The 11201-nt window shown below is 47.1% G+C and carries 13 protein-coding genes; 10 read left to right on the top strand and 3 right to left on the bottom strand.

Translation table 11 applies throughout. The features are described 5' to 3' along the window. Positions 1 to 409 precede the first annotated feature (409 nt). From B9Y59_RS00615 to mgrA, 6 genes are all read left to right on the top strand, one after another. Positions 410 to 1198 (top strand): DeoR/GlpR family DNA-binding transcription regulator, encoded by a 789-nt coding sequence (locus B9Y59_RS00615; protein WP_085531130.1) that lies wholly within the window; start codon positions 410 to 412, stop codon positions 1196 to 1198. Between the two features lie 1306 nt (positions 1199 to 2504). Next, positions 2505 to 2885 carry a GNAT family N-acetyltransferase gene (locus tag B9Y59_RS00610; protein ID WP_085531127.1) on the top strand — a complete coding sequence of 127 codons (381 nt, stop codon included), beginning with the start codon at positions 2505 to 2507 and terminating at the stop codon, positions 2883 to 2885. A 137-nt stretch (positions 2886 to 3022) separates the two neighbouring features. Further along, a complete protein-coding gene (locus B9Y59_RS00605; RefSeq protein WP_054325038.1) occupies positions 3023 to 3517 on the top strand; it encodes an MGMT family protein in 495 nt (164 codons plus the stop codon). Positions 3518 to 3654: 137 nt separating this feature from the next. Then, positions 3655 to 3867 (top strand): DUF378 domain-containing protein, encoded by a 213-nt coding sequence (locus tag B9Y59_RS00600; protein WP_054325037.1) that lies wholly within the window; start codon positions 3655 to 3657, stop codon positions 3865 to 3867. 505 nt (positions 3868 to 4372) lie between these two features. Then, the gene (locus B9Y59_RS00595) at positions 4373 to 5674 is read left to right on the top strand and encodes a DUF1015 domain-containing protein (RefSeq protein ID WP_085534429.1); all 1302 of its coding nucleotides are present in this window, start codon (positions 4373 to 4375) and stop codon (positions 5672 to 5674) included. Between the two features lie 267 nt (positions 5675 to 5941). Further along, complete coding sequence (mgrA, locus tag B9Y59_RS00590; RefSeq protein WP_085531125.1) at positions 5942 to 6940, top strand: L-glyceraldehyde 3-phosphate reductase; 999 nt, start codon at positions 5942 to 5944, stop codon at positions 6938 to 6940. A 264-nt stretch (positions 6941 to 7204) separates the two neighbouring features. On the opposite strand, the gene B9Y59_RS00585 is transcribed toward mgrA, so the two are convergent. Together B9Y59_RS00585 and B9Y59_RS00580 are read right to left on the bottom strand one after the other, a co-directional pair. Next, positions 7205 to 7489: a hypothetical protein gene (locus B9Y59_RS00585; RefSeq protein WP_085531122.1), complete on the bottom strand. Its 285-nt coding sequence runs from the start codon at positions 7487 to 7489 to the stop codon at positions 7205 to 7207. 38 nt (positions 7490 to 7527) lie between these two features. Next, entirely contained in the window at positions 7528 to 8037 is a 510-nt protein-coding gene (locus B9Y59_RS00580; protein ID WP_158088898.1) for a hypothetical protein, read from the bottom strand. A gap of 263 nt (positions 8038 to 8300) precedes the next feature. On the opposite strand from B9Y59_RS00580, the gene B9Y59_RS00575 reads away from it, so the two are divergent. From B9Y59_RS00575 to B9Y59_RS00560, 4 genes are read left to right on the top strand one after another with little or no spacing between them, the layout of a single operon-like run. After that, the gene (locus tag B9Y59_RS00575) at positions 8301 to 8807 is read left to right on the top strand and encodes an RNA polymerase sigma factor (protein WP_085531118.1); all 507 of its coding nucleotides are present in this window, start codon (positions 8301 to 8303) and stop codon (positions 8805 to 8807) included. After that, positions 8804 to 9274 (top strand): anti-sigma factor family protein, encoded by a 471-nt coding sequence (locus B9Y59_RS00570; RefSeq protein WP_085531116.1) that lies wholly within the window; start codon positions 8804 to 8806, stop codon positions 9272 to 9274. Before B9Y59_RS00575 ends, B9Y59_RS00570 begins: the two co-directional genes overlap by 4 nt. Then, positions 9261 to 9821: a hypothetical protein gene (locus B9Y59_RS00565; RefSeq protein WP_085531114.1), complete on the top strand. Its 561-nt coding sequence runs from the start codon at positions 9261 to 9263 to the stop codon at positions 9819 to 9821. The genes B9Y59_RS00570 and B9Y59_RS00565 overlap by 14 nt, the downstream gene beginning before the upstream one ends. After that, positions 9808 to 10683, top strand: a complete 876-nt coding sequence (locus B9Y59_RS00560; protein WP_085531112.1) for a DUF308 domain-containing protein — start codon at positions 9808 to 9810, stop codon at positions 10681 to 10683. The genes B9Y59_RS00565 and B9Y59_RS00560 overlap by 14 nt, the downstream gene beginning before the upstream one ends. 88 nt (positions 10684 to 10771) lie before the next feature. Here the strand turns inward: B9Y59_RS00560 and B9Y59_RS00555 are convergent, their stop codons facing one another. Next, entirely contained in the window at positions 10772 to 11128 is a 357-nt protein-coding gene (locus B9Y59_RS00555; RefSeq protein ID WP_085531103.1) for a DUF805 domain-containing protein, read from the bottom strand. Positions 11129 to 11201: the final 73 nt, after the last annotated feature.

Below are 11201 nucleotides of genomic sequence, written 5' to 3'. Positions count from 1 at the left end.
TACAGGTTATCAAATCCCTGCAAACTTTATGTAAAAGCGGCTGCTGGACCGCCTCCACATCTTAACAAAAGCCCTAGTTTGACACACTAATTTGATAAATTATATAAAAATCCTTCTCACCAATTTTCATTTTTATACTAACATTTACATCAAGCATCTTTAATGCTTCAAAGAAATTAAGATAAAAATACATATTTTCGCAACAATTATCCATATTTTGATTGAATTTTATAAAATTGCGCTTAAACAAAGGCTATTCGTGAAAGGAAGCCATATTTTATTTTGATCCATTTCGTGTCTTCTCGTTCTATTGTTTACCAATATTTTCACTTTTGCGTTCGACACTTTACACATTTACATAAAAATGTTACACTTATAACAAAAGTTATCTTTTTTACGGAGGCGAATCATGAACAAAAAGACCGAACGCCTGAACCGTTTGATCGAGATCCTGAAGATCCGAAGCTTCGTATCCATCAAGGAGCTCGCCTCCCTACTCGGCGTGTCAGAAATGACGGTGCGGCGGGACCTGCGTATTTTAGAAGCCAATAAGGTGGCAGAAAATATTCACGGCACCACCGTATACAACCCGGCCCATGGAATCCATAAGACCGACGCAGGTTATAACCTTTTGTCGGAAGTGGGCAAGCAGGATAAGCAAAAGGGAGCGATCGGTAAACTGGCAGCTTCCTTGATTGAACCGGGCGACATCATCATTCTCGACACGGGAACCACCACGGAACAGATCGTACCGCATATTCCCAACAATATGGACATCACTGCATTGTGCTACAACATCAATATTCTGATGGAATTACACCGCAAGGTTGGGGTCAAAATGCTGTTTGCCGGAGGAAATTACCATTCCAATACCCAGATGTTCGAGAGCAAAGAGGGCATTGCTTTCATCTGTGGCATCCGGGCCAGGAAGGTTTTTGTCTCTGCTGCGGGCATCCACGAGCAGTTGGGGGTCACCTGTGTCAACAGCTATGAGGTTCCCACCAAGCAGGCAATCCTGAAATCATCGCTCGTTCGCGTGTTAGTCGCGGATTCCAACAAGTTTGGCAAGGTCCGTCCCGCTTATTTTTGCGATTTAAAGGAGATTCATGCCATTGTCACCGACAGCGGTCTGTCTGAGGAATGGCGGCAGAATATCCGGGACCATGGAATCGAGCTGTACATCGCCGAGGAGGAGTAACCACTCAGACATTTGAGATTTCTAAGAAACGAAAAGCGGCCTTGCAATTGCAAGGCCGCTTTTTCTCAAGAAATGGTTAAAAATTGAGAATATCCGCATAAACAGAGGATTGGTAAACGAAGTGGAAAAAAGAAAAACAAATCATTTGCAACCAAGTTCCGACAAATGAAAGAGCCATATAGAATGGTTTATTCCAAGAAATGAATCTCTGTGAAAGGATGCCCTTGAAATAGAGGATCCTTTTCCACACTTGAAACACCCTACGATCTCATTTCTGTTTGACTCGCCCAGAACTTATTTGTTTATAGTTTGTCAAAGGGTTGACATAGGAGCAGTATGGAGGAATGCCGTTTACAAATCATCGGCTGATCCGTAACGGGTCAAAAGTAGAAAAGAAATTATGGCCATGAAAGGGTGCGCTCTATTCTATAGAACTGCTGGCACATATGCGAAAACGATTCCCTTATATGGCGTTAGGAGCCAAGAATCCACCGTTTGTTAGGAGTATCATGTTATAATAACCTCACGCCGTAAACGGAAATCAGAGATTTCCGACGGCTGAGAGAGCATTGAAACATCCGGATAAGAGGTTGTGGAAGCCTTGCAGGGGATTTTTTCATTTCGTTCTTTCGGATGTTATAGATAACCTCACGCCGTAAGCGGAAATCAGAGATTTCTGACGGCTGAGAGAGCATTGAAACATCCGGATAAGGGGCTGTGGAAGCCTTGCAGGGGATTTTTTCATTTCGTTCTTTTGGATGTTATAGATAACCTCACGCCGTAAGCGGGAATCAGAGATTTCCGACGGCTGAGAGAGCATTGAAACATCCGGATAAGGGGCTGTGGAAGCCCTGCGGGGAATTTTTTCAATTCGTTCTTTTCGATGTTATAGATAACCTCACGCCGTAAGTGGAAATCAGAGATTTCCGACGGCTGAGAGAGCATTGAAACATCCGGATAAGGGGCCGTGGAAGCCTTGCGGGAAATTTTTTCAATTCGTTCTTTTGGATGTTATAGATAACCTCACGCCGTAAGCGGAAATCAGAGATTTCTGACGGTTGGGAGAGCATTGAAACATCCGGATAAGGGGCTGTGGAAGCCTTGCGGGGAATTTTTTCAATTCATTCTTTTGGATGTTATAGATAACCTCACGCCGTAAGTGGAAATCAGAGATTTCCGACGGCTGAGAGAGCATTGAAACATCCGGATAAGGGGCTGTGGAAGCCTTGCGGGGGATTTTTTCATTTCGTTCTTTTGGATGTTCTAATATAACTAAAAATCATTTGAAAGTTGTGGAGGAACCGTAATGGACTACAAAGTAGACGATAAAGAACTCAATGCATCCATGTTTATTTCTTTTGTTCATCAAGTATGGCCGGGTGATTATGATATGGAACGGACAAAGAGCGCATTATCCAAAACACTCAATATAACAGCCTATGACCAGAAGGAGCTTGTTGGATGTTTGCGTATTCTTTCTGACGGCTATTATTTTGGAACCATTACAGAATTGCTGGTTCTTCCACAATATCAAAAACAGGGTGTTGGAAGCAAACTTCTGCAACTGGCAAAGGACAATACCCCTACCATGTTATACTTTGGTTCGCAACCAGACGTAGAGAAATTTTATGAAAAGAATGGCTGCCAAAAGAGCCTACAATCTTACATGATAATAAAGGAAAGGTAGGCGCTTGTTTCCGGCTGTAAGAGCAGGCAAATCCCAGCTTTCAGTGACGAATAAATCTTTGATTGTTGAGATTTTTTAAACCGTCTCATTGCATAAAAGGATTGAACCCATTATCCTGAAAGTAGGAGGTGGCTGAAATGGCAAATGAAGAGAAAAAAGATTTTAACGCTATGTTACACAACCATTCGGATATGCCAAAGTTTCAAACGATTACAGACCAGAAAAGTATTGAAAAATATGGTGGAAACAAAATGTATTTTGCCCCACCTACAGACTATGACAAAATAATGAAAAAAATTCCTTATGGCAAAGTAATTACTGTTGGGAAAATACGGGAATACTTTGCAGAGTTAAGCGGTGCAGATTTTACAGAGCCTATTACAGCAGGAATTTTTGTTTCGATTGTAGCGTGGGCAAGCGATCAGCGTTCCGAAGATGAAACGCCTTATTGGAGAACATTGAAAGCAAACGGAGAGCTAAATGCCAAATATCCCGGCGGGATTGAAGCACAGAAAGAGAAGTTAGAAACAGAGGGACACACCATTATTCAAAAAGGCCGCAAAAATATACGGTATTATGTAAAAGATTATGAAAATTCTCTATTTGATTTGAAAGGCTGTTCTGATTTGTAAAGAACTGGATCAATTGGAAGCCGCTTCCCTTTCCAATAACGTACTTCGTATATTTTTCTCTTCTGCGGGAAAAATGGGGACAAGCGGAGTTTTCCGCAAAAGTTCAGGGCCCCGACGGGCCAAAGGAGAGAAAAAATATGTTGGATAAAATCGCTTTGACGCTGCTGATTATCGGCGGCCTCAACTGGGGCCTTGTGGGCCTTTTCCAATTTGACCTCGTGGCCTGGATCGGTGGTGGACAGGCCGGGATTATCAGCCGTATTATCTATGTAGTGGTGGCGCTGTGCGCTCTGTGGTGTATCAGTATGCTGTTCCGCCGCGACGACCATCCCGTCCCCCACGCGAGCTAGACGGGCATCTATTTCCATCCGCCTTTAACGACTGATAGCGGGCAGCTGAATGGATACCGCTCATTTGCTGTTTAAAACGGAGTTCTCTGTACAAGTGTTTTTAAGGATCGCAATGCAGCCGTTGAATCCGGGAAACCCATCCAAATATCGTATATACTATAAAGCAACCTGTTGTATCCCATAAAACGGGATACAACAGGTTGTTTTTCGATCCATTCCCCCAGGAAAGTTTTTTTCGACCATCACACTGGCCGGCGCTACTAGAACCAAAAGCAGAGAACGGAGAGATCCTCGACCTCCGTAGGTACCGTTCATCCTTTTGACAAACAAAGGGAGCTTTTTTATAATAAATAACAGAATATAGAAAAAGGCGCTGGATATCGGTATGTTTGCCTGCTGTTATCTGCTCATGTTTCTCCCGTTTTTGCGGTCATACGAATCCCAGCTCCTAAAAATTCCCATATGGAACAGAATGGCTCCGTTTGAGGCCAGAAAGGCGGTATCCATGGCAGAAATTGCACCCCTGCGCGCTTTGCGCTATACAAGCAAGGCCGGCAGTCTGGAGGACCTGATCTGTCCTCCCTATGACGTACTCGCTCCCGGCGACCGGGAAGCATACCTCTCCCGCAGCCCATATAACAGTATGCACCTAGAAGTCCCAGATACCTATCCGCATGCAGCAGAACTCTTGAGAGATTGGATGAAGCAGGGCATTCTCAAACAGGACTCCGCCCCTGCGATGTTTCTTTATGAGGAAGAATTTCAAGTGCGGGGGGAAACGCTGCGGAATAAACTTCTCCTGTGCCGGATGAAGCTCTCGGACTTTTCTGAGAAAATCGTATTGCCCCACGAAAATACGCTTGATGAGGCAAAACTCGATCGATTCCGTCTGATGCAGGCGACCGGCTGCAATATCAGCCCTATTTATGGACTCTATGCGGACCCGGAACGGGAAACGCGCGAGCGTATAGAACGCCTTTCCTCGGATACCCCACGCAGTACCTGCACTGTGGACGGCGTTACACACCGCCTTTGGGTCATAAATGACCGCTTAGCCATCGGCGCCTTGTGCGAGGATTTCCGCAATCGGAAGATCTATATCGCCGACGGGCATCATCGCTATGAAACCGCACTGCGTTACCGGAACTGGTGTCGGGAACAGGGATTGCCCGAAGCAGAATACGTACTGATTGGGTTAGCTGACCTGAACCATTCCGGCCTGGCGGTCTTACCCATCCATCGCCTAGTTCACGGACTGAACTCCTTCGACGAGAAAGAACTGCTCAAGCGCTGTGCCACCGTTTTTCAGGTATATGAGATGGACACACCCCCGGAATACATCGAGACGAACATGGATGCCCTCCACCGGCAGGGCAAAAAGGCTTTTGCCTATTACTCCGGCGGAAAAACCTGGCATTTGCTGCTTTTAAAGGACGAAACCCTGATGGATCGCCTTTGTCCAAAGGAGAGCCCGGCCACTCGAAACCTGAATATATCCCTTCTCCACAAGGTGATTTTAGAGGGAATGCTTGGCATCGACGCAGAGAAGCTTGCCAAGCAGACGCATTTAACCTATACGCACGATTTTTCCGAGGCATTGGCCTCTGCCCGGTCGGGCGCATGCCAGTGCGCGTTCTTTGTCAATCCTGCTCGCATCAAGGAAATCTGTGAAGTCGCGGACGCTGGCGAAAAAATGCCGCAGAAATCAACCTGGTTTTATCCCAAACTGTTTACAGGACTGGCCTTTCACCCTCTGGAAAGTACAACGCTTTTCTCTCAGGAACCTCTTTCTCATTACGAATCGTAATGTTTTCCACTGTTTCAACAATTCGTTGTTGAAAATTCAAATGTGTTCTTGCTCCGTACAAGGATGGCTGTCAAGATGCCATTGCCCGTTATCCAGCTGTATCCCCACACGATGGATCAATCGAAAGGCCTCGTCCATCAACAAACAACATAAAAAGAAAGGGATTCTTTACAAAATTCCTCTTGACTTCAAGTGTACTTGAAGCTGTACAATTTCGATTAGAAGTTCAGATTTTCACCTATAATAAAACAAGCAGGAGGATTTTGTATGTCTTATACAGCTAGTAATAACCGATACACAACCATGCCTTACCCCCGCAGTGGGAATAGCGGATTGAAGCTCCCCGCCCTCTCGTTGGGGCTTTGGCATAATTTTGGCTCCAATGGCGACTATGAGAACATGAAGGCCATGTGTTTCACAGCCTTTGACCATGGAATCACCCATTTTGATTTGGCCAACAATTATGGCCCTGAACCCGGCAGCGCAGAACGCAATTTCGGCCGGATTTTACGGGAAGAACTGTCCGCCTACCGGGACGAGCTGGTCATCAGCACCAAGGCTGGATATACAATGTGGGATGGCCCTTACGGGGACTGGGGCAGCCGGAAATACCTGCTGGCCAGTTTGGATCAGAGTCTTCACCGAATGGGATTGGACTATGTAGATATTTTTTATCACCATCGCATGGACCCCAATACCCCACTGGAAGAGAGCATGATGGCCCTCGACACAGCGGTCAAAAGCGGAAAGGCCTTGTATGCCGGGATCTCCAACTATGACCGGGAGCATACGCAACGGGCGATGGAGATTCTAAAGGACCTCAAATGCCCGTTTATCATCAATCAAAGCCGGTATTCCATCTTCGACCGGCATATTGAAACAGACGGTTTAAAGGCCTTTGCTGCACAAAATGGATGTGGGATTATTGCGTTCAGTCCCCTGGCGCAGGGGCTTCTGACGGACAAGTATTTAAAAGGAATCCCGGAGGACAGCCGCATCAAAACCGATGGGCGTTTCCTGCATGCAGAACAACTGACTTCAGAAAAGCTTGCGCAGATTACCGCACTGAACGAGTTGGCCAAAAGCCGTGGCCAAAGCCTGGCGCAGATGGCCTTGAGTTGGATTCTGCGCGACGGCGAGGTAACCAGCGTGTTGATCGGCGCATCAAAGCCGGAACAGATTCTCGAAAATCTCAAAATTATCGGCCATACAGCCTTTACCGAAGAAGAACTTCGGGCCATCGACGCAATCAGCCCGGCAAAGTAAAGACTGCTCGAACGGACCCTTTACAAACATGCGCCCTGAAACAGCGGCTTCCGACTGTTCCAGGGCGCATTTATTTATTTTAAGGCGGCTTGGGTAGGCCGCTGTTGGGAATGGGGGTTGCAGCCGCCCCTTCTTCCGTATGGATTCGGTTTACAAGCGCATTTTCGGAACCCTATTCCACCGAAAACGGCAGGAGGTTCCAGCCATTCGTTCGGGCGGAACAACGCCCCCCTCGGCCGGCTGGCCGGCTTCCTCTTCTTATCCTCAAAACCAGACCCCCAGGAAGATCGCCAGCCACAGGATCACTAAAAAGAACTGAAACAGTATCCAGGGGTCCTTCCAATCGATCGCCGTCCCCTTTCGCCAGTGATTCCATAGAAGGCGAAGCTGCTCTTTGCACGCAAAAGCTCCAACCAGCAGAAGCAGCACGCATCTCGCTGCCCGGCTAAGACCAAATGCTCCTGTAAGTGCAATATAGAACGCACCTGCCAGCAATATAGCGCTCAATAGACGAAACCAGACGGAGATGAGTTTTTTCCCTCTCTGCATTGGAATCTCACCTCCCACATTCATCAAACAGGAATCTATTACGCTTCCAGGCGCATGGGAGAAGTACCCTCATAATACTCTGTGGTTTCTCCACCGTAGATGTCTTTTCCATCGTGGTGTAACCACGCCGTCACTGTATACTCGGTCTGGTAATAAGAGAATACGCCGTTTATATAGACTTCCCTATACCTTTTATGGATATTTCCATATACATAGTCATCGGGTGCAATTGCGGCTATAACTCCGAAGAGCGGCCCTAAAGCTTGACCTACAGCCTTTGAAACCGGTTCGGGGCTCCATTGTCCTACTGCGCTTGAAATTGCTGCTGCAATGGTCGAAAAACCTTTCATATCATTGCTATAAGCAACATCGCTGGACCCAAACCATGGTCCATATGTTTTTCCACTCTGCACATGTACCTGGGGATTAGCCGAAAGATCGCGCTCTTCTGCAAATGCAGTAACTACACCTCCTACTGTACTATAGGAAATAAACATCACTCCAGACATAAGTAATGATACCCCTCTTTTTATCCACGTTGTTCTCATTAAAAGTTCCTCCTTCATGCTTATTTTTCTTTATTATAATCCTAAATAGAACAAATATAAAGATTAATATTGGACAATTATTTTCACATATTTTTCAAATAAAATAAAAATAATACTAATATTTTTATTTTTGTAAAAATTCGCCGTAAAATTTATATAAAATATTTTTAATTCCTGTTGAAGTCAAACGGCCCAGAGCCTCGTTTTATACACTGAACGGCCGTGAAGGATATGCGGAAACGAGGGGGTGGACACAGGCAACTATGACAAATGAATCTTTTTCGCAGTTTGTTGGACAGTACGAAAAGCTGGTGTTCACCGTCTGCTTCCAGATGGTACGGGACTATCAGGAGGCGCAGAATCTCTCGCAAGAGACCTTTCTCTCCGCCTTTCGCAACATTGACCGCTGTCCGCCCGAGCACTATAAACCATGGCTTTGCCGTATCGCAACCAATAAGGCCAAAGACCATTTAAAAAGCGCCTATGCGCGCCGCGTATCCGCTCCGGGCGAGGAAGCGATGGACGCCTTGCCGGCGCAAGGCAGCCCCGAGGAATGGCTTCTCGCGGAAGAGGGAGAAACCTGTATCCAAGAGCGTATCCGGGCGCTGCCGGAACCCTATCACAAAGTCTCCATCCTTTATTTTTTCGAAGAAAAGCCGGTTGAAGAGATTGCAAAACTTCTCAACCGGCCCAAAAAAACCGTACAAACACAGCTCTATCGCGCCAAACAAATTTTGCGCGAACAGCTGGGAAAGGAGCTTGACCGATGAAAGCCTATTTTGACCCAGATGGCCACTTGACCGATTGTGCGTTTGACGATCTCCTTCACGGCGAACCGGATGAGCTCGCCCGGCTGGAGATTGCAGAGCATTTGGCCTTTTGCGACCATTGTACCGAACGGTATACGGAGCGTCTTTGCGGGGACGAACTGCTCCCCGCTCCGGACACGCTCCAGCCTTCGGTGATGCGCAGTATCCGGCAGAGAGCGCGGCAACTTTTTATAAACCGCTATGTGGCGGCAGGCGTAGCGGCTTGTCTCACCATGCTCCTCTGGCTAGGAGGCGCGTTCAGCGTTCCATCCAGCTCGCAAACGCCGGACCCCTTCCAAAATCTGACCTCCTTTTCACAACAGTTTTCTGAAAAAACCAAGGAGATCGGCGACCGGATGACGGACGGCATCCAACAATTTTTTCACAGTTTCCAATTGAAAGGAGATACCGGCAATGAAAAAAAGTAGTTTTTGGACCTTTGTATTCTCTTTATTCCCGGGGGCGGGACACATGTACTTAGGGTTGATGAAAAAAGGGGCCTCCCTGATGCTGCTCTTTTGTTTCGTATTTGCCCTCTCTGGATTTTTTAACCTCACGTTCTTAATGATGTTCCTTCCTGTCATTTGGTTCTATTCCTTTTTCGATGCGATGAACCTGCGTCATATCCCTTACGAAGACCGGCTGGCTCAGGAAGACCACTTCCTGTTCGACATGGGCGGCCTTCTCAAAAAGGACTGGCTGCAGGTCCTAAAAAAGCGCCATTTGCTGGTGGGAATCATCTGTATTTTTCTTGGCGCGTGGATTCTTTTCCAGAATGTCATGGGGCCTTATCTGTACTGGATTTCAGATGCCATGCCTTGGCTCTATCACCTGATAAACAATCTGCCGACTATCCTGGTAGCCACTGCAATCATTGTGCTGGGCGTGTATCTGGTGACCGGTGGGAAAAAGAAGTACACCCTTCCCGAACAGGACTATGTGGAATATGGAGGTGACGGCCATGATGGAGAATGAAACCTGGATGGATATTTCCTCCGGGGTTGCCCAACCCTCCTCTGAAGATCCTGTCATCGATTGGGACACAAATAAAGCCCCCTCTTCCGAGCCGCCGGCTCCTCCGGAGAACAGTGTCCCTGAATATCCCATCCATCCCCCGGAGAAGCCACAGCGAGTACGGCGGGTGGGCAGCTTTACAATGGGAATTGCCCTCATTGCCTGTGGTATCCTAGTTCTGCTATTTCTCCTCTTTCATAACATAGAGATGGTGACCACCGCCGCCAAATGGTCCCCCGTCCTATTGATTCTGTTGGGTGTGGAGGTTCTTTTGAGCAATTTTCTGTTTCGAAAGGATCGGTTAAAATACGATTTTCTCAGTGGATTCTTCTGCCTATGCATTGTCGGTGGGAGTTTGCTGATTTCCACTGGTTCCGTGGCCTATGCGTATGGGCAGGGGCGCTATGAGGCAGAAGCTTCGATCTCGCAACAGATCAGCGACCAATGCTATGAACAGCTGCGGGACATCCAAGATATTTCTTCCCTGTCGGTACAGGTTTCCCTCAATGGAGCTGTCAACGACATCCCGCAGAGTTACCAGGAGCTCCATCCCTACGACTATGTGTCCATCCATATCCGGCTGCTCGGACAGGATGGCAGCGCGCAGTCCTTTGCGCAGCGCTGCAAAGAAATCACCAGCCGGCTGGATTCCGGGGACTTCTCTCTTTTCACCTTGTCCTTTTATGCAGGCGATCTCAGCAAAGAGCAAAACGAATACGAGCTGACCATCCAAGACCGTTTCCAAAAGGGTCTCTCTGCAGAGCACCTTGCTGAGCTGGTGACTGTAACGAAGCCTGCTCCACAGCCGGAGGAAGAGCCTTAACCGGCGCCATACAGAAACAAAAATGCGTCTCAACCCACCTGCGGGCGGGTCGAGACGCATTTGTTTTTATCTGCTTATGTATGAAGCATTACATTCCCTTCGGGTTGGGACCATACTGGTTTGCGCCGGGCTGGCTGTCCATGCAAGCAAAAATCAGAAGAATGATCGCACCTATGCCGGGGATCAACGCCAACAGAAGGAACCATGCGCTCTTGCTGGTATCGTGCAATCTTCTTGCCCACATTGCGAGGAATGGAATCAAAATTGCCAGGCTATAAATCATCTGGATAATGCCAAAGAACGAAGCAATCCCAGTGAGAATGCTCAGAATCAAGCTAATCAGAAAGTTCACGAGGACGGCCATCCAGAAGTCTTTGCGGCGGGTACGACCAGAAAAAGTCGCATAGTTTTTGAACATGTTGATATAAGGCTGAAAGAATTCCATGGTGACTACTCCTTTTCATAATTTGTTCATAATTATACCATGTGTAGTCATAAAAAGGAACCCCCATTGTGCA

It is taken from the genome of Anaeromassilibacillus sp. Marseille-P3371, assembly GCF_900169665.1.
GTDB lineage: Bacteria > Bacillota > Clostridia > Oscillospirales > Acutalibacteraceae > Anaeromassilibacillus.
Note: the sequence above shows the minus strand (reverse complement) of the source record. Positions and strands in the feature narration are given on the sequence as shown.